Source organism: Streptomyces sp. NPDC058221 (assembly GCF_042882365.1).
Classification (GTDB): Bacteria; Actinomycetota; Actinomycetes; order Streptomycetales; family Streptomycetaceae; genus Streptomyces.
On record NZ_JBHVWF010000003.1, the window covers coordinates 125,121 to 148,452 of the forward strand.

The 23,332-nt window shown below is 70.9% G+C and carries 21 protein-coding genes and 1 riboswitch; of the genes, 10 read left to right on the plus strand and 11 right to left on the minus strand.

Annotated features, from left to right (window positions below; genetic code table 11):
* The first annotated feature begins 10 nt into the window (after nucleotides 1-10).
* Nucleotides 11-1,441, plus strand: a complete 1,431-nt coding sequence (locus tag ACFVW8_RS02305) for a M1 family metallopeptidase (RefSeq protein ID WP_389685670.1) — start codon at nucleotides 11-13, stop codon at nucleotides 1,439-1,441.
* 27 nt (nucleotides 1,442-1,468) lie between these two features.
* Here ACFVW8_RS02305 and ACFVW8_RS02310 read toward each other — a convergent pair whose 3' ends face one another.
* Entirely contained in the window at nucleotides 1,469-3,052 is a 1,584-nt protein-coding gene (locus ACFVW8_RS02310; protein WP_389685671.1) for a M4 family metallopeptidase, read from the minus strand.
* A gap of 285 nt (nucleotides 3,053-3,337) precedes the next feature.
* Nucleotides 3,338-3,913, minus strand: a complete 576-nt coding sequence (locus ACFVW8_RS02315) for a TerD family protein (RefSeq protein ID WP_389685672.1) — start codon at nucleotides 3,911-3,913, stop codon at nucleotides 3,338-3,340.
* A 191-nt stretch (nucleotides 3,914-4,104) separates the two neighbouring features.
* Between ACFVW8_RS02315 and arfB the strand changes: the two genes are divergently transcribed.
* The gene (arfB, locus tag ACFVW8_RS02320) at nucleotides 4,105-4,539 is read left to right on the plus strand and encodes an alternative ribosome rescue aminoacyl-tRNA hydrolase ArfB (protein WP_356319017.1); all 435 of its coding nucleotides are present in this window, start codon (nucleotides 4,105-4,107) and stop codon (nucleotides 4,537-4,539) included.
* Nucleotides 4,540-4,639: 100 nt separating this feature from the next.
* Here arfB and ACFVW8_RS02325 read toward each other — a convergent pair whose 3' ends face one another.
* Nucleotides 4,640-5,146, minus strand: a complete 507-nt coding sequence (locus ACFVW8_RS02325; protein WP_389685673.1) for a flavin reductase family protein — start codon at nucleotides 5,144-5,146, stop codon at nucleotides 4,640-4,642.
* A 308-nt stretch (nucleotides 5,147-5,454) separates the two neighbouring features.
* On the opposite strand from ACFVW8_RS02325, the gene cdgB reads away from it, so the two are divergent.
* Together cdgB and ACFVW8_RS02335 are read left to right on the plus strand one after the other, a co-directional pair.
* Nucleotides 5,455-7,110: a diguanylate cyclase CdgB gene (gene cdgB / locus ACFVW8_RS02330; RefSeq protein WP_389685674.1), complete on the plus strand. Its 1,656-nt coding sequence runs from the start codon at nucleotides 5,455-5,457 to the stop codon at nucleotides 7,108-7,110.
* Between the two features lie 153 nt (nucleotides 7,111-7,263).
* Nucleotides 7,264-8,274, plus strand: coding sequence for a carbohydrate-binding protein (locus ACFVW8_RS02335; RefSeq protein ID WP_389685675.1), 1,011 nt, complete (start codon nucleotides 7,264-7,266; stop codon nucleotides 8,272-8,274).
* A gap of 66 nt (nucleotides 8,275-8,340) precedes the next feature.
* On the opposite strand, the gene ACFVW8_RS02340 is transcribed toward ACFVW8_RS02335, so the two are convergent.
* The 5 genes from ACFVW8_RS02340 to ACFVW8_RS02360 all read right to left on the minus strand — a co-directional run bounded on the left by ACFVW8_RS02340 (nucleotide 8,341) and on the right by ACFVW8_RS02360 (nucleotide 13,508).
* Complete coding sequence (locus ACFVW8_RS02340) at nucleotides 8,341-9,192, minus strand: ketose-bisphosphate aldolase (protein WP_389685676.1); 852 nt, start codon at nucleotides 9,190-9,192, stop codon at nucleotides 8,341-8,343.
* 57 nt (nucleotides 9,193-9,249) lie between these two features.
* A complete protein-coding gene (locus ACFVW8_RS02345) occupies nucleotides 9,250-10,206 on the minus strand; it encodes a 1-phosphofructokinase family hexose kinase (protein WP_389685677.1) in 957 nt (318 codons plus the stop codon).
* A 165-nt stretch (nucleotides 10,207-10,371) separates the two neighbouring features.
* Nucleotides 10,372-11,535, minus strand: a complete 1,164-nt coding sequence (nagA, locus tag ACFVW8_RS02350) for an N-acetylglucosamine-6-phosphate deacetylase (protein ID WP_389685678.1) — start codon at nucleotides 11,533-11,535, stop codon at nucleotides 10,372-10,374.
* Nucleotides 11,535-12,467 (minus strand): ROK family protein, encoded by a 933-nt coding sequence (locus ACFVW8_RS02355; protein WP_389685679.1) that lies wholly within the window; start codon nucleotides 12,465-12,467, stop codon nucleotides 11,535-11,537. The genes nagA and ACFVW8_RS02355 overlap by 1 nt, the downstream gene beginning before the upstream one ends.
* Before the next feature lie 132 nt (nucleotides 12,468-12,599).
* Entirely contained in the window at nucleotides 12,600-13,508 is a 909-nt protein-coding gene (locus tag ACFVW8_RS02360; RefSeq protein WP_389685680.1) for an SIS domain-containing protein, read from the minus strand.
* A gap of 342 nt (nucleotides 13,509-13,850) precedes the next feature.
* Between ACFVW8_RS02360 and ACFVW8_RS02365 the strand changes: the two genes are divergently transcribed.
* The 3 genes from ACFVW8_RS02365 (at nucleotide 13,851) to otsB (ending at nucleotide 16,431) form a co-directional block, all read left to right on the plus strand.
* The gene (locus tag ACFVW8_RS02365) at nucleotides 13,851-15,068 is read left to right on the plus strand and encodes an extracellular solute-binding protein (RefSeq protein WP_389685692.1); all 1,218 of its coding nucleotides are present in this window, start codon (nucleotides 13,851-13,853) and stop codon (nucleotides 15,066-15,068) included.
* A gap of 32 nt (nucleotides 15,069-15,100) precedes the next feature.
* Nucleotides 15,101-15,397 carry a DUF3263 domain-containing protein gene (locus ACFVW8_RS02370; protein WP_389685681.1) on the plus strand — a complete coding sequence of 99 codons (297 nt, stop codon included), beginning with the start codon at nucleotides 15,101-15,103 and terminating at the stop codon, nucleotides 15,395-15,397.
* 176 nt (nucleotides 15,398-15,573) lie between these two features.
* Nucleotides 15,574-16,431 (plus strand): trehalose-phosphatase, encoded by an 858-nt coding sequence (gene otsB / locus ACFVW8_RS02375; protein ID WP_389685682.1) that lies wholly within the window; start codon nucleotides 15,574-15,576, stop codon nucleotides 16,429-16,431.
* Here the strand turns inward: otsB and ACFVW8_RS02380 are convergent.
* The 3 genes from ACFVW8_RS02380 to ACFVW8_RS02390 form a co-directional block, all read right to left on the minus strand.
* The gene (locus ACFVW8_RS02380; protein WP_389685683.1) at nucleotides 16,408-17,799 is read right to left on the minus strand and encodes a trehalose-6-phosphate synthase; all 1,392 of its coding nucleotides are present in this window, start codon (nucleotides 17,797-17,799) and stop codon (nucleotides 16,408-16,410) included. The genes otsB and ACFVW8_RS02380 overlap by 24 nt on opposite strands.
* A 96-nt stretch (nucleotides 17,800-17,895) precedes the next feature.
* Nucleotides 17,896-19,710 (minus strand): hypothetical protein, encoded by a 1,815-nt coding sequence (locus ACFVW8_RS02385; RefSeq protein WP_389685684.1) that lies wholly within the window; start codon nucleotides 19,708-19,710, stop codon nucleotides 17,896-17,898.
* Nucleotides 19,711-19,745: 35 nt separating this feature from the next.
* Nucleotides 19,746-20,699: a glucosyl-3-phosphoglycerate synthase gene (locus ACFVW8_RS02390; protein ID WP_389685693.1), complete on the minus strand. Its 954-nt coding sequence runs from the start codon at nucleotides 20,697-20,699 to the stop codon at nucleotides 19,746-19,748.
* Nucleotides 20,700-20,852: 153 nt separating this feature from the next.
* A riboswitch (SAM riboswitch) is annotated at nucleotides 20,853-20,979 on the plus strand.
* Nucleotides 20,980-20,996: 17 nt separating this feature from the next.
* Between ACFVW8_RS02390 and thrC the strand changes: the two genes are divergently transcribed.
* From thrC to ACFVW8_RS02405, 3 genes are all read left to right on the plus strand, one after another.
* Nucleotides 20,997-22,289, plus strand: a complete 1,293-nt coding sequence (gene thrC / locus ACFVW8_RS02395) for a threonine synthase (protein WP_389685685.1) — start codon at nucleotides 20,997-20,999, stop codon at nucleotides 22,287-22,289.
* Nucleotides 22,290-22,320: 31 nt separating this feature from the next.
* Nucleotides 22,321-22,599 (plus strand): MoaD/ThiS family protein, encoded by a 279-nt coding sequence (locus ACFVW8_RS02400; protein ID WP_327338284.1) that lies wholly within the window; start codon nucleotides 22,321-22,323, stop codon nucleotides 22,597-22,599.
* 448 nt (nucleotides 22,600-23,047) lie between these two features.
* Entirely contained in the window at nucleotides 23,048-23,254 is a 207-nt protein-coding gene (locus ACFVW8_RS02405) for a cold-shock protein (protein WP_003967346.1), read from the plus strand.
* The last annotated feature ends 78 nt before the right edge of the window (nucleotides 23,255-23,332 follow it).

A 23,332-nucleotide genomic window follows, 5' to 3' on the forward strand; every position in this document is an offset into this window, starting at 1 on the left:
GATCACCGGTGTGGATCACCGACACCCGGTACGTGGCACCGCACGCACACCGCGCAGGTCCGGGCGGGCCTTCCTGTTGCTCGCCCTCGCGCTGCTCGCCCCCGCCTGCGGTGGAGGGGTGGAGGGCAAGCCGGGTGCCTCCGGTGTGCGCGATCCGTACTTCCCCAAGCTGGGCAACGGCGGCTACGACGTCACGCACTACGGCCTCGCGCTCGACGTCGACCCCGGCGCGCACCGGCTGCGCGGCACCGCCACGATCACCGCGCGTGCCACCCAGGACCTCAGCTCGTTCAACCTCGATCTGGCCGGTCTGACGGTCACGTCGGCCACGGTGGAGGGGCGCCCCGCCGCCGTCAACCGGGCGGGCGACGAGCTGACGCTGCGTCCGGACATCGAGGTCCAGGACCGGCTCCGCCGGGGCCGGACCTTCCGTACGGTCGTCCACTACTCGGGTTCCCCGAAGACCATCACCGACCCGGACGACTCCGAGGAGGGCTGGCTGCGGACCGCCGACGGGGCGGTGGCGCTGGGTGAACCGACCGGCTCGATGGCCTGGTTCCCGGGCAACAACCACCCGAGCGACAAGGCCTCCTACGATCTGTCGGTCACCGTCCCCCAGGGTCTGACGGCGGTCTCCAACGGTGAACCGGCCGGTACGCCCAGGACGGCCGGCGGCCGCACCACGTACCGCTGGCACACCCCCGCACCGATGGCGAGCTACCTCGCGACGCTGGCCGTGGGCAGGTTCGGGACGAAGAAGTCGACGATGGCGGGCGGCATCACGGTGTTCACCGCCGTGGATCCGGAGTCGGCGGAGGCGAGTGCGCGGACCGTGTCCAGGGTCCCCGAGGTGGTGAAGTGGGAGGCCGCGCACTTCGGCCCGTACCCGTTCTCCGCCACCGGCGCGATCGTCGGGCGCAAGGGCGACGCCGGGTATGCGCTGGAGACGCAGAACCGCCCGTTCTTCCCCGGGCCGCCGAGTATCGGTCTGCTCGTCCACGAGATGGCGCACCAGTGGTTCGGCGACTCGGTCACGCCCGCGAGCTGGCAGGACATGTGGCTCAACGAGGGTCTGGCGACCTACGCGGAGTGGCTGTGGGAGGAGGAGAAGGCGGACACTCCGGCCCGGGAGTCGTTCGACGCGGCCTACAAGGATGACGCCAACTGGGCCTTCCCGCCCGCCGATCCGCCGGGCCCGTCGAACATCTCGGATCCGCCGGTGTACGGGCGCGGGGCCATGGCGATCCACAGGATCCGTGCGGCGGTGGACGACGACAAGAAGTTCTTCGCGCTGCTCGCGGGCTGGACGAAGGCCCACCGGCACGGCAACGCCACGACGGCGGACTTCACCGCGTACGTGGAGAAGACGACCGGCCGGGATCTGACGGAGCTGTGGAAGAAGTGGCTGTACGGCAGGAGCCGGCCCGCCGCGAACGGCTGACCGGCTCCCGGAGCAACGGATGAGGCGTTACTTCACGTTGACGCCGGCCCAGGCGGCGTCGACGGCCTTCAGCTCGGCGCTGTCCGCCCCGTACAGGTCGGTCGCCGCCTTCTCGGTGGCGGTGCGGGCGTCCGCGTAGTCGGTGGACGAGGTCATGTACTCGGAGAGGGCCTTGTACCAGACCTGGATGGCCTTGTCCCGGCCGATGCCGGTGACGGTGGAGCCGTCGGAGGTCGGGGAGTCGTAGTCGACGCCGTTGATGGTCTTGGCGCCGCTGCCCTCGGCCAGCAGGTAGAAGAAGTGGTTGGCGACACCGGACGAGTAGTGCACGTCCTGGTCACCGACGCTGCTGTCCCAGTAGTCGGCCGAGCCGCCGTCCTTGCTCGGCTCGTCCATGTAGCGCAGCGGGGTGCCGTCGCCGTTGATGTCGATGGCCTCGCCGATGAGGTAGTCGCCGACGTCGGTGCTGTTGTCGGAGTAGAACTCCACCGCGGTGCCGAAGATGTCGCTGGTCGCCTCGTTGAGGCCGCCGGACTCGCCCACGTAGTCGAGGTTGGCGGTCGACGAGGTCAGCCCGTGGCTCATCTCGTGGCCGGCGACGTCGAGGCCGGTGAGGGCGCTCTTGTTGTCGGCGCCGTCGCCGTACGTCATGCAGAAGCAGCTGTCGTCCCAGAACGCGTTGACGTACGCGTCGCCGTAGTGGACGCGGGAGTAGGCGGCCTTGCCGTCGCCCGCGATGCCGTCGCGGCCGAGCACGTCCTTGTAGAAGTCCCAGGTCTCCGCGGCGCCGTAGTGGGCGTCGACCGCGGCGGTCTGGCGGTCGTTGCCGGTGCCGTCGCCCCAGGTGTTGTCGTCGTCGGTGACGAGGTCGCCGGTGCCGCTCTCGCCCTGGTTCAGGTCGTACGTCTTGTGGCCGCCGCGGTCGCCGTCGGTCAGCTCGAAGCCGGAACCGGCCTCGGTGGTGGACAGGTCGACCTTGCCGCTGTACTGGCTGTTGCCGACACCGGCGGTCTCGATCTCCTCGTAGCTGTGGAGGACCTTGCCGGTGATGGCATCGGTGATGATGCGCTTGCGGCTCGGCGTGCCGTCCTTCTGCACCCCGGTCTTCACCGACTGGAGCGCGAGGACGGGCTTGGAGCCGCCCGCCCAGATCACCTTGCGGGCACCGGCCACCGTCTTGATCTTCGCCGTCGTGGACGGCACGGATATCTTGGCGTTCGTCGCCTTGGTGACGCTCTTGAGCTTGCCGTTGCTCGCGGTGTGGGTGACCAGGTCGCCGCCGATGACGGGCAGTCCGGCGTAGGTGCGCTCGTAGCGGGTGTGGACCGTGCCCTTGGCGTCCTTGATCACGTCACGGGCGACCAGCTTCTCCTTGCCGCCGAGCTTCAGCGTGGCGGCGGCCGAAGAGGCGTCGGCCTGCGCCGACTTGATGGCCTTGGCCTGCGTCGAGGCGCTGCTGAAGGCGGGCGAGGAAGTGCGGGGTGAGGCGGAGGAACCGTCGGCCGGGGTGGTCTGGCCGGCGTTCGCCGTACCGGTCTGCACTCCGACGACGACCATCGCGGCCACGGCGGCCAGGGCTGCGGCGCGACGGGTGTTCATGTGGGGGGTCATGGGCTCTCCGTTGCTCGTTCCGTGGGGGGTTACGAGCGGAGAGCGTGCCACTGAATGACCGACATTGACTGTGTACTAACAATTACCTCACATTTCCTTGACCAGTTCTTGTCCGACTGGGGTGCGCCTGTGTCCGTTATCCGGCGGACTTCCATCGGACTTCCATCGGTTGGACAACGCCGCGTGTCGTTCGCACCGTTGGGGGCGATCGGTGGTATGCGGACATGCGAGAGCCCCCGGCCGCAGGACGTTCGGCCGGGGGCTCCCGTATGAGTGGACGGAGCGTCAGAGAGTGACGCCGAAGTCCGATGCGATGCCGCGCAGGCCGGAGGCGTAGCCCTGGCCGACGGCACGGAACTTCCACTCGGCGCCGTTGCGGTACAGCTCGCCGAAGACCATGGCGGTCTCGGTGGCGGCGTCCTCGCTCAGGTCGTAGCGGGCGATCTCGGCGCCGCCGGCCTGGTTGAGGATGCGGATGTAGGCGTTCCGCACCTGGCCGAAGTTCTGGCTGCGGGTCTCGGCGTCGTAGATCGACACCGGGAAGACGATCTTGTCGATGTCCGCAGGCAGGCCCGCCAGGTTGACGTTGATCTGCTCGTCGTCGCCCTCGCCCTCACCCGTGACGTTGTCACCGGTGTGCACGATGGTCTGGTCCGGCGTCGCCTTGTTGTTGAAGAAGACGAAGTGACCGTCGGAGAAGACCTTCCCGGCGGCGTTGACCGCGATGGCCGAGGCGTCGAGGTCGAAGTCGGTGCCGGTGGTGGTCCGGACGTCCCAGCCGAGGCCGACCGTGACGGCGGTGAGGCCGGGGGCCTCCTTGGTGAGGGAGACGTTGCCGCCCTTGGACAGGCTTACTGCCATGGGAAGTCCCTTTCATCTGTCGTGTGCGGGCTTCGTGTCGTCACGAAGCTACCGTCACAGTCCATAACGCAGGCAGGGGACCGGGAGGTTCCTTCCGCCTTTGCTTTCTTTGCCGAACCGGGGCCGACGCGGCTGGAACCGCGGACGGGCACGGCTAAAGGAGGTGACGAACAGGCGGTGGGCCGTGGAACATGGGTGTCATGTCCGGGCCCTATGTCATCCGCGGTGCGGTCTCCCTGCCGGAGGCCGAGCTCATGTGGCGTTTCTCGCGGTCCTCGGGGCCTGGCGGGCAGCACGTCAACACCAGCGACTCCCAGGTGGAGCTGCGCTTCGACCTCGCGGCGACCGAGTCGCTGCCCGAGGTGTGGAAGGAGCGCGCGCTGGAGCGGCTGGCGAACCGGCTGGTCAACGGCGTGGTGTCGGTCCGCTCCTCGGAACACCGCTCCCAGTGGCGCAACCGTGAGACGGCCGCGGTGCGGCTCACCGCGCTGCTCGCCGAAGCCACCGCGCCGCCCCCCAAGCCGCGCGTGAAGCGCAAGATCCCGCGCGGTATCAACGAACGCAGGCTGCGCGAGAAGAAGCAGCGCGGCGACACCAAGCGCGGCCGCTCGGGCCGCGACTGGTAGATCCGGCGGCCGCGGGCAGCGCGCCCGCTGGCGGCCCGGGAACCGGCAGCGACCGGCGTCAGCCCGGTTCGGCCCGGCCGCCGGGCCGGCGTGCCCGCCGTCAGCCCAGCTGCCGGTAGCGCCCGCGGAAGTACGTCAGCGGGCCGCCCTCCACGCTCGGCAGCGCGGCACCGAGCACCCGTCCGATCACCAGCGTGTGGTCGCCCGCCGTGATCCGCTGCTCCGTGCGGCACTCCAGTGTGGCGAGCGCGCCCCCGGCCAGCGGTGCCCCGGTGATCTCCCCGCGTACATAGGGGATGTCCTCGAAGAGCAGCCGGTCGCTGATCCGGCCCTTCATGGCGAAGCGTCCGGCGATGTGCCGCTGGCTCTCCGCCAGCACCGAGACGGCCCACAGCGGCTGCTCCGCCAGCAGGTCGTCCATCCGTGAGTCGTTGCGCAGGCTCACCATGACCAGCGGCGGGTCCAGCGAGACCGACATGAACGCGGTCGCGGTCATGCCGACGTCCTCACCGCGCCCGTGCTCGTCGAGCGGCGGCTCCTGGGCGGTGATCAGCACCACACCGGCGGCCAGTCGGGCGAGGGCGCCACGGAACTCGTCGTTGCTCACCCCCTCAGCATGGGGGATGGGCTCGGAACGCGGGGCGGGGGGCTTCGTCTGCAACACACCGGGCACGCTAGCCGTGGGCGGCGCACCACCGCATCGGGCCAGGGGACCAGCCGGGTCCTAGGACCTCCGTCGAACCGGAGGCCCCTTTATCATCTCTTGTGACTTGAGTCACAGAGCGCAGTATTTGTTGACCCTGTGTACCGGGTGCACAGCTCACTGTGATTCAGTGGCCGTGACACTGCAGTAAGTACGTCAAGTACGCCGATATGAAACCTGGAGTGCTGTCGAGGTCTCGGGGAGTGCGAGCGATGGAGGCCGAGTCGGAGCCGTACGTCCGTCTTGCGACGATGCGGCAGCTGCACCAGGCCGTGGCCGATCTCAACACGGCACGGAGCCTGGCCGACACACTGCAGACCGTGGCCGACGGGATCGTCGCCGGTCTCGGCTACGAGCTGGCCTGCGTCAACCTCGTCCGTCCCGACGGTGACCTCGTGGTCGCCGCCTTCGCCGGGAACAGCGCCGCCGAGGCCCTGATCACCGGCCGCGTCGGCTCGCGGATCTCCTGGGAGCGCCGGCTGGCCATGGGCGAGATATGGGACGAGCTCCGCTTCATAGCGCACACCGACGGCTGGGTCCTCCTGGACGACGACGTCCCGCAGTGGCACACCGAGGGCCCCGAGCCCCGCTTCGATGACGAGTGGCACCCGCAGGACCGGCTCTACGCCCCGATGTACGCCTCCGGCAGCGGCCAGGACCTCCTCGGCGTCATATCCGTCGACCGCCCCCGCAACGGCCGCCGCCCCGGCGCCTGGGGCCGCGAGGCCCTCCAGATGTACGCCTCCCAGGCGGCGATCGCGATCAGTAATGCCCGGCTCCGGGCGAACATGCAGCGGGCCCTGGTCCGCCTGGAGCGGGAACAGCAGGCGCTGCGGGCCAGCGAGGAATCCTTCCGCCAGGCCTTCGAGTACGCCCCCAGCGGTATGGCCATCGCGGAGATGGGCGGCGACCAGCACGGCCGGCTCCTGCGCACCAACGACGCCCTGTGCCGGCTGCTCGGCCGCCCCGCCTCGGTGCTGCGCCGCTACTCCTTCGCCGATCTGGTCCACCCCGAGGACATCGGCACCCTGCTCCGTACGTCGGCCGAGGGCGGCCGGGCCGAGCTGCGGCTGGGCCGCCGGGACGGCACCTACCTCTGGGTCTCGCTGCGCAACTCCGTCGTCGCGGACACCGCGGACGGGCCGCGCTTCCTGCTCACCCACGTCGAGGACATAGAGGAGCGCAAGCGCCACGAGCTGAACCTCGCGCACCGCGCCTCGCACGACGCCCTCACCGGTCTTCCCAACAGCGCCGAGCTGCGCTCCCGGCTCGGCGCCCGGCTCTGCGAGCGCCCGCACGCGGTGGCGTCCACGGACGTGCAGGCGCTGGACGCGGCCTACGGCGATGGCGATGTGGACGAGGCGCGGGTGCACGGCTTCCCCGCGGACGGTTTCGACGCCGGCCAGGGCGTCGGCCCGTACGACCACCATGTGCATTCCGTCGCACCCGACAGCGGGAAGGACGACGGGTCGAAGGGCCTCGCGGTCCTCTTCTGCGACCTGGACGGCTTCAAGTCGATCAACGACCGCTTCGGTCACCACACCGGGGACGCCGTCCTGATCGAGGTCGCCCGCCGGCTCACCACCTGTGTCCGCGACGGGGACACCGTCGCCCGGCTCGGGGGTGACGAATTCGTCGTTCTCGCGGACGGTCTGGGGTCCGCAGACGCCGCGGACCTGGCCGTACGCCTGCGTAACGCCATTATTCCGCCCATTCGGGTCGATGGCAGGGCGGTCCGGGTCGGGGCGAGTTTCGGCATCGGATGGGCCGCCTGCGGCATGACGGCCGAAGAGGTGCTGCGCTCCGCCGACCAGCGGATGTACGTCGAAAAACGGTCCAGGTCGAAGGTTCACCGCAGGGCCGGCTGACGTTCACCGGCGGGCCGGGCGCGTACCCCACCCCGGTTCCCGGCGCGCTTGCGGCAATTCTTGGTGTGGTCCGTTCGGGGTAGGCTCGGCCGGTCGGCGACGGCTGACGGTATACGGCTGACGGCCGGCGACATGGTGAGGAGTGACCAAGGGATGGCCGGGAACAACGGCGCGAACACGCCCGAGGACGACGATCCGTTCGGCTACCTCTACGAGGACGGACGGGCGGCCGGCGCGCAGCCGCCGGGCGGTCAGGGCGGCGGCTACGGCTACCCGGGCCCCGCCGCGCAGCCGGGTGTGCCCCGGACCTCGTACAACCAGGTCCGGACCGTCGGCGAGCGCCAGTACGGCCAGCAGGTGCCGCAGCAGGGGGCCTACGGGTACCCGCCGCAGGGCCAGAACGCCCAGTACGGCCAGCCCCAGGGCCAGTACGGACAGCCGAACGCGCAGTACGCGGCCCCGGAGACGTATCCCGGTGCACAGACCCCTCAGGTCCCGCACCAGGGCGGCCGCGGCAACGGCGGCGGTCCCGGCAAGGGCGGTCCGAACACCAAGGGCCTGCTGATCGGTGCGGTCGCGGTCGTCGCGGTCGTGCTCATCGGCATCGGTGCCGCGCTGATGACGGACGACGGCGACAAGGACAAGAAGAAGGACGAGGCGGCATCCTCCTCGTCCGGCGCGGCCGGACAGGTCGAGGAGTCGCCGAAGCCGCAGGACTCCCCGAGCGCCTCGGCGCCCGTCGAGCTCCCGAAGCAGGACGCGGCGTCCCTCAAGCTCGGCGGTACGGCCAAGCTGGAGAACGGCGTCAAGGGCGCCAAGAGCAACAACGGCCAGTACATCAACCTGAACGAGGTCGGCAGGTCCGCGACCTGGTCCGTCGATGTGCCGGAGGCCGGTGAGTACACGCTGTTCGTGACGTACGGCGTGCCCGGCAAGGACGCCAAGACGTCCCTCACGGTCAACGCCGAGGACCCCCGCGACATCAACATGGAGAACTTCGCCAACGCCCCCGAGGGCGACCTGGAGAAGGGCTGGACGACGACGTACGCCTACGTCAACCTCACCAAGGGTGCGAACACCCTGATGATCTCCTGCAACGACGGTGACCAGTGCGATGCCAACCTGGACCAGCTGTCGCTGAAGGCGGGTCACCAGAAGCGCTGACCCGCCCGCCCCGCGCACGACGACGGCCCCCTCGCCTTCCGGTGAGGGGGCCGTCGTCGTGGACGCTCAGCCCATCAGGGCCAGGAAGCCGGCCACCGTCGCGGCCATCGCCTCCCGGCCCGGGGCGATGTACTTGCGCGGGTCCACGCCCGTGGCGTTCCCGGCCAGGTAGGACCGCACGGCCCCGGTGAACGCGGTGTTCAGTGCCGTGCCGACGTTGATCTTGACCATGCCGGACGAGGCGACGGCCTGGCGGATCTCGTCGTCCGGGACGCCGCTGGAGCCGTGCAGCACCAGCGGGACGGGGACGGCGTCGCGCAGCCGGCCGATCAGGGCATGGTCCAGGGCGGCCGTGCGCTCCGTCATGGCGTGCGAGGAGCCCACCGCGACGGCCAGCGCGTCGACCCCGGTGGCGGCGACGTACGCGGCTGCCTCGGCCGGGTCGGTGCGGACGCCGGGGGCGTGGGCGTCGAGCGGGGCCTCGCCCTCCTTGCCGCCGACCTTGCCGAGCTCCGCCTCGATCCAGATGGAGCGCTCGTGGCCCCAGGCGACGGCCGCGGCGGTGGCCCGGACGTTCTCCTCGTAGCTCAGCTTGGAGGCGTCGAACATCACCGAGCCGAAGCCCTCGTCGTGCGCCTGGTGCAGCAGCTCCACGGACTCGACGTGGTCGAGGTGGAGGGCGAGCGGGGCGGTGGAGGCGCGGGCGACGGCGGCGGCCGCGGCGGCGATGCCGGAGAGCCGGCCGCCGTGGAACTTCACGGCGTTCTCGGAGATCTGCAGGATCGCGGGCGCTCCGGCGCGCTCCGCGCCGGTGGCGATGGCCTCGGCGTGTTCCAGCGTGATGACGTTGAAGGCGGCGATTCCGCGTCCCTCGGCCTGGGCGGCGGAGACGAGTTCACCGGTGCTGACGAGCGGCATGCTGACCTCTGTCGATTCCTCGGGCCCCTCGGGAGGGGCCCGGTGGGGGTGCGGCGCTCAGGCCGCTCCGGGTGCGTGTTCCTCGATGGCGACGCGCGGCAGCAGCTCCTCGTAGGCCGCGCGGTCGAAGTCACCGGCGGTGGGGGCCAGCACGGTCGCCGTCGACAGTGCCACCGCCCGTCGCAGCCGGTCCGGCCAGCTCAGGCCCTCGACGAGACCGGACAGCAGCCCGGCCACCGCGGAGTCGCCCGCCCCGGTCGGATTGCCCTTCACCGGGGCCGGCGGGGAGGCCTGCCAGCTGCCGTCCGGGGTGATCGCCAGCATCCCGTCCGGGCCCAGCGAGGCGACCACCGCGTGTGCGCCGCGGCGGCGGGCGTCGCGGGTGGCGCGCAGGGGTTCGCGGGAGCCGGTGAGCTGGGCGAGCTCCTCGGTGTTCGGCTTGATGAGGTCGGGGCGGGCGGCGATGCCGCGGCGCAGCGGTTCGCCGCTGGTGTCCAGGAGTACGGGGACGCCCGCGGCGCGGGCCGGCCGGACCAGTTCGGCGTAGGCGCCGACGTGGATGCCGGGGGGCAGGCTGCCGCACAGGGCGACCGCGTCGGCGCCGGCGAGCAGTTCCTCGTACGACTGGCGGAAGGCGGTCCACTCGGCGGCCGTGACGTGCGGTCCCGGTTCGTTGAACTGGGTGGTGTCGCCGGTGGCCCGGTCGACGACGGCCAGGGTGCGGCGGGTGTCGCCGGCCACCGGGACGAGCGCGTCGGTGAGGGTCGCGGGGCGCGGTCCGCCGGCCGCCGGGAGTGCGGCGAGCAGTTCGCGCAGCACCGCTCCGGTGGCACCTCCGGAGAAGCCGGTGACGACGGTGTCGTGGCCGAGGGCGGTGAGCACCCGGGCCACGTTGATCCCCTTGCCGCCGGGGCGCTCGGAGAGTTCGGTGACCCGGTGGCTGGAGTGCGGGACGAGGGCCGGGACGCGGTACGTCAGGTCGAGTGCCGTGTTCAGCGTGACCGTGAGGATCACCTCGGCCGCCTCCCGGATCCGTGCTGAGCGCGGACCCCTTGCCAGAACGCGCGTTCCCTGCCTCTTTCCCGGACGATCATGCCAAAGAGACGGCGGTCGGCCCAGACCTCCGGACCAACCGCCGTCTCTTCGTTACGTATCCGTCCCACGGTCCGGGGCCTGTCGTCAGACCGCCGCCACGACCGCCGGCCGGACGATCCACTCGCCCTTGCGCATGACGCCCCTGAGCGTGAAGTCGGCGTCCAGGACGACCAGGTCGGCGTCCTTGCCCGGCTCCAGCGAGCCGACCCGGTCGTACACGCCGAGCAGCCGGGCCGGGTTGGCGGAGATGGACTGAACCACGTCGCCGACCGGGATCCGGTCGATGGTCACGGCCCGGTGGAAGGCGGTGTCCAGGGTGAGCGTGGAGCCGGCGATGGAGCCGCCCTCGACGAGCCGGGCGACGCCTTCCTTGACCTCGACGGCGAGCGGGCCCAGCTGGTACTGGCCGTCGCCGAAGCCGGCCGCGTCCATGGCGTCGGTGATCAGGGCGACGCGGTGGGCGCCCGCGTGGTGGTAGGCCAGCTCCAGGGCGGCCGGGTGCAGATGCGTGCCGTCGTTGATCAGCTCGACGGTGATCCGCTCGTCCTCCAGGAGGGCGGCGATCGGTCCCGGTGCGCGGTGGCCGAGGCCCGGCATCGCGTTGTAGAGGTGCGTGGCGACGGTGGCGCCGGCGTCGATCGCCTCGACGGTCTGTTCGTACGTGGCGTCGGTGTGGCCGATCGCGGCGATGACGCCGTGCTCGGCGAGCAGCCGGACGGACTCGATGCCGCCGGGCAGTTCGGTGGCGAGCGTGAACATCCTCGCGGTGCCGCGGGCGGCGTCCATCAGCTTGCGGACCTCGGCCGGGTCCGGATCGCGCAGCAGCGCCTCGCTGTGCGCGCCCTTGCGGCACGGCGAGATGAAGGGGCCCTCGAAGTGGATGCCGGCCAGATCGCCCTGTTCGACCAGCTCGGAGAGGATGCCGGCCCGTTCGGCGAGGAAGTCCATCTCGCCGGTGACGGTGGAGGCGACCAGGGTGGTGGTGCCGTGCTCGCGGTGGGTGCGGACGCCGTGCAGGACGTCCTCCACGGTGCCGGAGGTGAAGGACGCGCCGCCGCCGCCGTGGTTGTGCATGTCCACGAAGCCGGGAACGATCCAGTGGCCGGACAGGTCGAGTGTCGGGGCGTCCTGGGCCGGGCTGCCCGCGATGCGGGTGCCCTCGACGATCACCCGGCCGTCCTCGACGATGCCGGTGGGGAGCACCACCCGGGCACCTGTGAGAACGGTGCTGTCTGCGCGTCCGGCCATCAGGCGGATACCTCCGTGGAGAGAAGATCCCAGGCGAGCAGCCCTGCGCCCAGGCATCCGGCGGTGTCCCCGAGGGCCGCCGGGACGATGTGGGGCAGCTTCTGGAACGTGACGCGTTCCTCGACGGCCGCACGGAGTGGTGTGAACAAGGTTTCCCCCGCCTCGGCCAGACCGCCACCGATGATGATGACGCGCGGGTCCAGCAGGGTGAGGGCGGTGACCAGTCCGGTGGCGAGGTCGGCGACGGCGTTGTGCCAGACCTCGACGGCCTTCGGGGCGCCCGATTCGACGGCCTTGGCGCAGTCCGCCGCGTCGGCCTCCGGATCGCCGGAGGCGGCGGCCCAGGCCCGGCTGACGGCGGACGCGGAGGCCAGCGTCTCCAGACAGCCGCGCTGGCCGCAGTTGCAGTCCGGTCCGTCCGGCCGGATCACGATGTGGCCGATCTCGCCCGCGTAGCCGTGGGCGCCCGCCTCGATGGCGCCCGCGATCCCGATGGCGCCGGCGATCCCGGTGCCCAGCGGCACGAAGAGGAAGCGGTCGGCGCCCTTGCCCGCACCGATCCGGCCCTCGGCGAGCCCGCCGGTCCTGACGTCGTGGCCGAGGGCGACGGGGACACCGCCGAGCCGTTCGCCGAGCAGCTGCCGCATGGGTACGTCGCGCCAGCCGAGGTTCACCGCGTTGACGGCGATCCCGTTCTCGGCGTCGACGATGCCGGGCACGGCGACGCCGGCCGCGAGGGCGCTCTCGCCGAGGTGCTCCTCGCCGTACGCGCGCAGATCCGCCGCGAAGGCGAGGACCGACTCCACGACGGCGTCGGGCCCGCGCTCTCTGCCGGTCGCGCGCCGCGCCTCGTGCAGCAGGGCGCCGTCGGCCCCGACCAGTGCGGCCTTCATTCCGGTGCCGCCCACATCGAGGGCGATGACGTGTTTCACGGGAAACAGTTTCGCCCGACGGACCCCAAAAGGTCTAGTCCACTATCGCTGTTTGTTGAGCATCCATACAAAATCGGCCCGCAACCGTGCGGCAACGCACCGACAACGCGCCCGCCGGGCGGGCTCCGGCTCTCAGCCCGGCAGGATCACACTGCGGGACAGATTGCGCGGGTGGTCCGGGTCGTACCCCTTCGACTCCGCGAGCACCACCGCGAGCCGCTGGGCCCGGATCAGGTCGGCCATCGGGTCGGCGGTGGCGTGGGCCACGAGCGTTCCGCCGACCCCCGCGACCTCGCCCGCCAGGCCCTCGGGCAGCGCTCCGAAGACCCACGCCACCCGGTTCGGGCCGGTGATCGCGATCGGGCCGTGGCGGTACTCCATCGCGGGGTACGACTCCGTCCAGGCGCCCGCCGCCTCGCGCATCTTCAGCCCGGCCTCCTGGGCGAGACCGTAGGTCCAGCCGCGCCCCAGGAACGTCCACTGCTCGGCCGAGACCACCGCCTCGTCCAGCGGCTCGGTCACCGCCAGCTCCGCGTCGACGGCGGCCTCGGTCACCGTCTTCACGCCCGCCGGGAGCGGACCGGCCGCCTCGAGACCGGCCCGCAGGAAGGCGAGCGCGGTGGTGGCGAAGCGGGTCTGCACGACCGACTCCTCATCGGCCCAGTCCAGTACGGCCACCGTGTCGGCGGCGTCCATGACCGGCGTGGCGGGGTCGGCGGTCAGCGCGACCGTGGGGGTCTTTCCGCGCAGTTCGCCCAGCAGGGCCAGCACCTCGCTCGTGGTGCCGGAGCGGGTGATCGCCACGACCCGGTCGTAGGACCGCCCGGCGGGGAACTCGGACGCGGCGTACGCGTCCGTCTCGCCCTGCCCGGCAGCCTCGCGCAGCGCCGCGTAGGCGATGGCCATGAACCAGGAGGTGCCGCAGCCGGTGACGGCGACCCGCTCGCCCGGACGTGGCAGCCCGTCGGCCACCGCGCCCGCCTCGGCGGCACGCCGCCAGCAGCTGGGCTGGGTGGCAATTTCTGTTGCGGTACGGGACATGCTGGACAGCTCCTTGCGACATGGGCGGTAGCGGGGGCGGCGCAGCGACACCGCGAGCGTGCGGGTATAAAGGTCTGGACCATTAGAGGGTAAAGGCCTTGTGCGGGGCCCGGGTTGACCGAGACCTACTTAGCAGTCACTCCGCGTTCCGTGCAATGCTGCCGCGTTGCCGAAGCGATACCGGGGTGGTGTAGACCTCATCGGATGCGGTGGGGGAAAATCGCAGCTCATCCGGAGTGCCCCGCGAGGGCGCGGGTGCGGCGGATGACGTAATCGACGAGGACGGACTGGGCTGTGCAGCGGCGTTACTTGGGACTGACGGCGGCTGTCGCCGCTCTGGGGATGACGGCGACGCTGTCGGGATGCGGCGGCGACGGCGGCTCGGGCGACGTCACGCTGAAGCTCGTCGCGGCCGATTACGGCACCGGCGAGGCGAACAGCTCCGACAAGTACTGGGACGGGGTCGCCCGGAGCTTCGAGGCCTCCCACCCCGGCATCAAGGTCGATGTGACCGTCCTCCCATGGACGGACGTCGACCGCAAGGTCGCCGAGATGGTGAAGGCCGGAAAGGCCCCCGACATCGCGCAGATCGGCGCATACGCGGACTACGCCAAGGCCGGGAAGCTCTACTCCGCCGACAAGATGCTCAGCATCCGCACCCAGGCGAACTTCCTGCCGGTCCTCGCGGACGCGGGCCGGGTCAGCCAGGTCCAGTACGGGCTGCCGTTCGTCGCCAGCACCCGGCTGCTCTTCTACAACAAGAAGCTCTTCAGCCAGGCGGGCCTCGACGCCCCGAAGACCTGGAGCGACATCGCCGCCGACGCCGCCGCACTCAAGCAGCGTGGCGTGAAGGTGCCGTTCGCCCTGCCGCTCGGCCAGGAGGAGTCCCAGGCCGAGACCCTGATGTGGCTCCTCAGCGGCGGCGGTGGCTACACCGACGACGTCGGTTCGTACGACATCGACTCGGCCGAGAACATCAAGACGTTCGACTGGCTGAAGACCAACCTCGTCGACAAGGGGCTCGTCGGCCCCGTCGCCCCCGGAAAGCTCAACCGGGCGAAGGCCTTCGCGGACTTCACCAACGGCAACGTCGGCATGCTCAACGGCCACCCGACGCTGATGCAGGAGGCCCAGAAGAAGGGCGTGGACGTCGGCATGGTGCCGCTGCCCGGCGTCTCCGGCCCGACCAACGGCTCGATGGGCGTGGCCGACTGGATCATGGGGTTCAAGCAGAACGATCACCGGGTCGAGATCGGCAAGTTCTTCGACCACATGTTCAGCGACAAGAACGTCATCGACTTCGCCGATACGTACGACATGCTGCCGGTCACCGACAGCGCCTCGGCCTCGATGGAGAGCGACCCCAAGTACAAGCCGCTGCACAAGTTCCTGGCGGCGCTGCCGAACGCGGAGTTCTACCCGTTCGGCAAGACGTCCTGGGCCCAGGCCAGCGAGTCGATCAAGAAGAACATCGGTGAGGCGGTCCAGCCGGGTGCGAATCCGGAGAGTGTCCTGGAGCGCATATCGCAGGAGTCCACGACGGCGGAGAACGCGGAGTAGCGGTCCGCCGCGCGCGCAATATATTGGCTGATATGACCGCCCCTCCTCCGAACGGCCCCGACGAGCCGCCCCCTCCTGCCGGTCCTGCTGATCCTGGTGGTCCTGCCGGACTCTCCGACCGGGACCGTGCGGTGCTGGCGGTCGAGCGGCAGTCGTGGCCGGGGCCGGGGGCGAAGGAGCGGGCGATCAGGGAGCAGCTGGGTATCTCGCCGACCCGCTACTACCAGCTGCTGAACGCGCTCCTGGACGACCGGCGGGCGCTGGAGGCCGACCCGGTCACGGTGAACCGCCTCCGCCGCGTACGCGAGGCGAGGCGGGGCCGCCGCTGAGGACCGGGGGCTCCGCCCCCGCACCCCCGCACCTCAATCGCCGGCGGGGCTTGAAATGTGCCGAGCCCCGGTGGTGCCTGCATTTCAAGCCTCTCCGGCGATTGAGGAGCAGGGGTTGGGGGCAGCGCCCCCGGTGAGGCCCCCACGCACAGGCCACCGCCTATAGGCTCGGGCGCATGGGCAGCCACCCGCACACCCCGCCCCCGCCGGCCCCGACGACCCCCGCCGGGCAGGAGGGTCTCGCGGCCCTCCTCGCCCGCCCCGACCGCGCCGTCATCGCACTCGATTTCGACGGCACACTCGCCGACATCGTCCCCGACCCGGAGCAGGCCCGCGCCCACACCGGCACCGTCGAGGCGCTCGCGGCCCTCGCGCCGAAGGTCGCGTCCATCGCCGTGATCACCGGCCGCCCGGCCGGCGTCGCGGTCCGCTACGGCGGCTTCGCCGGGGTCGCCGGTCTCGACCACCTCGTCGTCCTCGGCCACTACGGCGCCGAGCGCTGGGACGCCGTCACCGGTACCGTCCGCGCCCCCGCCCCGCACCCCGGGGTCGCCGCCGTGCGGGCCGAACTCCCCGGCGTGCTCGACAGGTTCGACTCCTGGCGCGGCACGTGGATAGAGGAGAAGGGGCAGGCGCTCGCCGTCCACACCCGCCGCGCCGAGGACCCGCAGGCCGCCTTCGAGGCCCTGCGCGGCCCCCTCGGCGAGCTCGCCGCCCGGCACGGGCTGATCGTCGAACCGGGCCGCCTGGTCCTGGAGTTGCGCCCAGCGGGCATGGACAAGGGTGTCGCGCTCACGCAGTACGTGCGCGAGACGGGCGCCGAGTCCGTGCTGTACGCGGGTGACGACCTGGGCGACCTGGCCGCCTTCGCCGCCGTGGAGAAGCTCCGCACCGAGGGCCCCGACGGCACGCCCGGTCTGCTGATCTGCAGCGGCGGGGCCGAGGTGCCCGAACTGGCCGAGCGTGCCGACCTGTTGCTGCCGGGGCCGGGAGCCGTCGTGGAGTTCCTGTCAGTCCTGGCGCAGCGCCTCTAGCTGGTCCATGAACCACTGCTGCGGCGGCAGCGCGGTCGCCGCGGCGGCCAGCCGCTCCGTGCGCACCGTCCGCTCGTCCTGCGGCATCGTCAGCGCCTCGTGCAGGGCGTCGGCGGTGGCGGACACGTCGTACGGGTTCACCGTGATCGCGTCGTCGCCCAGCTCCTCGTACGCCCCGGCCTCCCGCGACAGCACCAGCGCGCAGCCGTGGTCGGAGACGACCGGGACCTCCTTGGCGACCAGGTTCATCCCGTCCCGGATGGGGTTGACGAGTGCCACGTCGGCCAGCCGGTACGCGGCCAGTGAGCGGGCGAAGTCGTCCTTCACATGGAGCACGACCGGGGTCCAGTCAGCCGTCCCGTACACCGTATTGATGTCGTCGGCGACGCGCTGCACCTCGGCCGTGTACTCCCGGTACACCGCGAGGTCCTGCCGCGAGGGGTAGGCGAACGCGATGTGGACGACGCGGCCGCGCCACTCGGGCCGCTCGTCGAGCAGGGCCCGGTAGGCGAGCATCCCGCGGACGATGTTCTTGGACAGCTCGGTGCGGTCCACCCGCACGACGGTCTTCCGGCCCGGGCCCACCTGCTCGCGCAGCGCCGCCATCCGTTCGTCCACGTCCGCCTCGTGCGCGCGGCGGCGCAGGAAGTCCGCGTCGGCGCCGAGCCCGTGCACACCGATGCGGGTGCGCCCGGTGCCGCCGAGGATCTCCGTACAGCAGCCGATGAAGGCGTCCGCCCAGCGCCGGGTCAGGAAGGCCGCCCGGTCGGCGCCGAGGATGCCGTGCAGCAGCTGCTCGGCGATGTCGTCGGGCAGCATCCGGAAGTAGTCGACGGGCGCCCACGGGGTGTGCGAGAAGTGGCCGATCCGCAGGTCGGGGCGGAGCTCGCGGAGCATGCCGGGCACCAGCGCCAGGTGGTAGTCCTGCACCAGGACCGCCGCGCCCTCGCCCGCCTCCTCGGCGAGCGCCTCGGCGAAGGCCCGGTTGTAGGTCTCGAACGAGGCCCACTGCCGGCGGAACTCCGCGTCGAAGACGGGCTCCACGGGGGTCTGGTAGAGCAGGTGGTGGACGAACCAGAGCACCGAGTTCGCGATGCCGTTGTACGCGTCGGCGTGCACCTGCGCGTCGATGTCGAGCATCCGTACACCCGGCTCACCGACCCCGCGCCGCACCGCCTCGCGGTCGCCGTCGCCCAGCGCGGCGCAGACCCACATCTTGTCGTCGACGGCGCTCAGTCCGGAGACGAGCCCGCCCCCGCCGCGTTTCGCGTCGAGCGAGCCGTCCTCGCCCAGCGTGTACGAGACCGGACCGCGGTTGGACGCGACGAGTACCTGGGAGGCGGACTGGGGGGCGTGCTCGGAGACCATGTTGCGGAATCTAGCCCGATCACGAACCGCGCAAACGTGCGTGCGGCCGCGCTCCCGGGGGAGTGCGGCCGCACGCGGGCGGACAGCGGGGCCGGGTCAGCCGTTGCGGGAGCGTCCGCGGGTCAGCCCGAAGGCGACGCTTCCGGTCGCGCCGAGAGCGAGTGCGAGGGCTCCCAGCAGCCACAGCTGCTCATGGCCGGTGCCGGTGGCGGCCATCGAGCCGCCGTCGTACCCGGCCGGCGGGGCGGGGGGACCGGGCGGCGTCGGCCGGTGCTGGTGGGTCACCGAGGGGGACGGCTCCGGGTGGCCGGCTCCGGGGTCGGGGGAGTGGCTCGGCGGCGGGGGCGGCGTCGGGTCGGGCTTCTCGACGACCGGAGTCACGCCGCAGCCCGGGTCGGTGCTGCCCGGTTCGCAGTTGGAGCGCGGCGACTGCACGTCGATGCCGTTGTGGAGTCTGCCGTCGCCGGTGGCCGGGTCGTTGACGGTGAGGGAGTACGTCACGGTCGCGGTCTTCCCGGCCGGGATGTCGCCCAGGTAGCCGATCCGCGGTGCCTGGTACGAGACGTTCCCGAGGGTCGCCCGGGCGTCGTCGTTGTAGACGGCGTCGTCGAGGTTGTCGCCGAGGTCGTCGGTGAATTTGGCGTTCGGGTAGTCGAGCGAGCTGATGTTCTTCGCACGGACGGTGTACGTGACGGTGTCACCGGGAGCGACGGCGCCGGACGGCGAGGCGGTCTTGGAGATCTCCAGGTCCGGTACGGGGACGGAGAACGCCAGCGCGGACGGGACGTACGTGTCGCCCTTGGTGCCGAAGGTCAGCGTGGTCGAGGTGTCGCCGGGCCGGATGGTGTCGTCGGGTACCTCGAACTCCTTGGCGTCGATGCTCAGGTTGTTGACGTAATCCGGATCGGCGGAGCCGTCGGCGGCGCTGACGAAGAAGTTGTTGGTGTTGCCCGTGTGGGGCTCGGTGACGTTCCGGTCCTCGATCAGGAAGCGGTCGCCGGGGGTGTTCCAGTCGCCCTCGTACGCGGTCACGGAGGCGCGGATCTTCCCGTGGCCCGAGCGGTAGAAGCCGTCCACCCCGACCGTGGTGTCGGGTGAGGTGGAGCGCTGGAGCACGTGGCCGCCGTAGACGTAGACGTTGCGGCGTTCGGGGGCGTAGGTCTCGTCCGGTGCGTCGTAGGCGTAGACGACGGTGAGCGACCAGCCCGCCACGCAGCCCTTGCCGTTGGCGGACCAGATGTCGCCGACGGCGACGGGGAGCGGTGCTCCGGTGCCGGTGACCCGGCCGAACGCGGCGGTGACGTCGGCCTCGCCCGTGTAGTAGTGCGGGCCGTTGGTGGTCGAGGGGTCCTGGACCAGGTCCTCGGCGGAGACCTTCCCGGCCGGGGCGCCGTCGACCCCGATGGCGGGGACGGCGTCCAGCGGCTCACCGGGGGAGCCCGCCACATCGGCGCCTGAGATGTCGCAGCGCTTCAGCGCGCTGCCGCTGGGGCCCCGGTAGGTGCCGTCGTTGCCGCCCCAGAACAGCCGGGCGTACGTCACCCGGGCGCCGGGCGGGACGGTGACGCGGCCGGTGCTCGACCCGAAGCCGTCCGTGGTGCCCGCGGTGTTCAGCCGCTGCATGTCGAAGGTGTTGTTGTTGTCCCGGCCCTGGCCGGATGCGGCGACGGCGCACCGGCCGGCCATGTCGGCGGGGCTGGTGGGGCAGCCCATGACGGTGTTGCCGACGGTCCTGAAGTCGCCGTACACGGCCTCGTCGTAGCGCTGGGCGAACGGCGAGACGACATCGGCGGCCGCGGGGGCGGCATGGACGAGTCCGGTGACGGCGGTGCTCAGCAGGGCCAGGGCGGCGAGGGAGACCGGCAGTCTGCGGCTCCGGCGCAGCATGGTCATGAATGGGGGGAATGCCATGCAGCGAACTTAAAGAAGATTTACGCCTTAATCGGTCACGCCGCGCGGTGCGAGACGTACTCCGCGATCTCGCACATCGGCGGCCGCTCCTCGGTGTCCACCGCGTACGTGTGCGGGACGAAACCGCGCTCGCCCCGCTCGAACTGGGTCAGCGAGGGCCGGACCAGATGCCCCCGGGAGAGCCGCAGCTGCGCGGTCCGGTAGATGGCCGCCGCCATCCGGCCGAGCGCCTGGCCGTCCTGATGGCGGTGTTTCCGGACGCCGACGTCGACCTGGCCGAGCGCGTCCAGGCCGACCGTGTGCAGGGCGTCGACGAGCAGCCCCAGCTCCACTCCGTAACCGACCGGGAACGGCAGCTGTTCGAGCAGGGAGCGGCGCACGGCGTACTCGCCGCCCAGCGGCTGGACGAAGCCGGCCAGCTGCGGCCAGTGCAGATTGAGCAGCGGCCGTGCCACCAGCTCGGTGACCCGTCCGCCCTGACCTGCGGTGTCGCCGAGCGGGCGGTCGTACATCGCCTTGACGAACTGCACCGAGGGGTCGGTCAGCAGCGGACCGACGATGCCGGAGACGAAGTCGGCCGAGAAGTCCTTCAGATCCGCGTCGATGAAGCAGACGATGTCACCGCCGGTCACCAGAAGTGACCGCCAGAGCACCTCGCCCTTGCCGGGCACGGCCGGGATGCGGGGCAGGACCGCGTCCCGGTGGATCACCCGGGCACCGGCCCGGCGCGCGACCTCGGCGGTGGAGTCCGTGGAGCCGGAGTCGATCACCACGAGTTCGTCGACCAGCCGGACCTTCTCCATGAGCTCGCGCCGGATCGTCGTGACGATGTCCCCGACCGTCGCCGCCTCGTTCAGCGCCGGCAGCACGACGCTCACGCTCCCGCTCCCGCTGTGCGGGTCGTTCCTGGCGGCCAGAAGCCGGTCCAGCGGACGGTCGGCGGCCGACCAGGAACGCCTGGTCAGCCAGCGTTCGACCTCTTCCAGCACGGTCGATACTCCCTGTGTGTGATCCATCTCGCGGTTCGGACGACTATCTCAACAGTCCGGTGCTTCGGTTACAGTCTTGAACAACGCAGATGGCCGTCGCATGCCGGGGGCCGTCCGCCGATAAACGCCTGGATCGATGGTCCAGTGCCATAGCGCTCATCCAGAGGGACAGAGGGAACGGCCCGTTGAAGTCCCGGCAACCCTCCTGCCGACCGCGAGGTTCGGTAGGGAAGGTGCCAATTCCGTCTTGTGGCGAAATGCGTCACAAGGAAGATGAGGAGAAAGGGCCTCGCCACCATGGCTGTTCAGACTGTTGAAGCAAACACCGACTCTTCTGTGGACCTCGGTCCCGCCGCGGCGCTTTCCTGCCGCGAGTGCGGAGAGCGATTCGAGCTCGGTCCGCTTTTCGCCTGTGTGACCTGTTTCGGGCCGCTCGAAGTGGCGTACGACCTGCCGAGCGGCTCCCCGGACGAGCTGAAGAAGCGCATCGAGGCCGGACCCAACAACATCTGGCGCTACGCGCCGCTGCTGCCGGTCCCCTCCGATGTCGCGGACAAGCCCAACATCAACCCCGGCTTCACCAAGCTGGTCAAGGCCGACAACCTCGCCCGTGAGCTGGGCGTCACCGGCGGTCTGTACGTCAAGGACGACTCCGGCAACCCGACGCACTCCTTCAAGGACCGCGTCGTCGCGATCGCCGTCGAGGCCGCCCGCGCCTTCGGCTTCACCACGCTCTCCTGCTCCTCCACCGGCAACCTGGCCGGAGCGGTCGGCGCCGCCGCCGCCCGGGCGGGCCTGCGGTCCTGCGTGTTCATCCCGCACGACCTGGAGCAGGGCAAGGTCGTCATGGCCGCGGTGTACGGCGGTGAGCTGGTCGGTATCGAGGGCAACTACGACGACGTCAACCGCTTCTGCTCGGAGCTCATCGGCGACCCGCTCGGTGAGGGCTGGGGCTTCGTCAACGTCAACCTGCGCCCGTACTACGGCGAGGGTTCCAAGACGCTCGCGTACGAGATCTGCGAGCAGCTCGGCTGGCAGCTGCCCGACCAGATCGTCATCCCGATCGCGTCCGGCTCGCAGCTCACGAAGATCGACAAGGGTCTCCAGGAGCTGATCAAGCTCGGTCTGGTCGAGGACAAGCCGTACCGGATCTTCGGCGCCCAGGCCGAGGGCTGCTCGCCGGTCTCCACCGCCTTCAAGGCCGGTCACGACGTCGTGCGGCCGCAGAAGCCGGACACCATCGCCAAGTCCCTGGCGATCGGCAACCCGGCCGACGGCCCGTACGTCCTGGACATCGCCCGCCGCACCGGCGGCGCCGTCGAGGACGTCAACGACGAGCAGGTCGTCGACGCGATCAAGCTCCTGGCGCGCACCGAGGGCATCTTCGCCGAGACCGCGGGCGGGGTGACCGTCGGCGTGACGAAGAAGCTGATCGAGGCCGGCCTGCTCGACCCGACGCTCACCACCGTCGTCCTGAACACAGGTGACGGCCTCAAGACGCTGGACGCGGTGGCCGCCACCTCGCAGGCGACGGCGACGATCCGTCCGAGCCTGGACGCCTTCCGCGCCGCCGGCCTCGGCACCAACTGACCTAACCGAGACTCCAGGAAGGGCACCCACCATGAGCGTCAAGGTCCGTATCCCCACCATCCTCCGCACCTACACGGGCGGCCAGGCCGAGGTCCCGGCCGAGGGCGCGACCCTCTCCCAGGTCATCGAGTCCCTGGAGAAGGACCACCCGGGCATCGCCGCCCGCGTCCTGGACGACCAGGGCAAGCTCCGCCGCTTCGTGAACGTGTACGTCAACGACGACGACGTGCGCTTTGAAGGCGGCCTGGAAGCGGTCACCCCGGACGGCGCCGGCGTCTCCATCATCCCGGCCGTCGCCGGCGGCTGCTGAGCCCTGCGGGGCCGAGCGGTTCCGACCGCCGGCTCCGACTGCACCGCGTCACCGCCATTGCCCCCTCCGCGACACAAGCGGAGGGGGCAATTCTGCATGGTTGAACGCGGTAGAGTGTGGGAAGTCCCCTCCGCTGCCCGTGCCCCCCGCATATGAGAATGCGCCCGGCCACGACAAGATGCAGCCAAAGTGCCTGAGCCTCTTGCGCCATAAGTCGCCTTTGCCTGGCCCGACTTGCCCAGGATCCTCACGGATTCCTCATATTCGGGCGCTCCGTGCTGCCCAGAATTCTCGTCCGATTGACCTGTTGCAGAGGGCAGTTGGGCAGATACATTCGGCCGCGGTCGACGCGTTCCGGCGCACGCACCCTCTCCTGTCGGAGGGTGAGTTCTGACCCAGGGCCGCGAAGTGCGGCCCTGTGCAAGGGCCAGTAATAGGGGAGTTAGGCATGGCTCAGGGCACCGTCAAGTGGTTCAACGCGGAGAAGGGGTACGGCTTCATCGCGGTCGACGGTGGTGCGGATGTTTTCGTCCACTACAGCGCGATCCAGATGGACGGATACCGCACCCTCGAAGAGGGTCAGCGAGTTGAATTCGAAATCTCGCAGGGCCAGAAGGGGCCGCAGGCGGACATGGTCAAGCTCGCCGTCGGCTGAGCTCGGCGCGGTCGGCCAACGACACTACTCACGCACGTGGGGCCCGTACCTCCTCCCGGGGTACGGGCCCCACGTGCG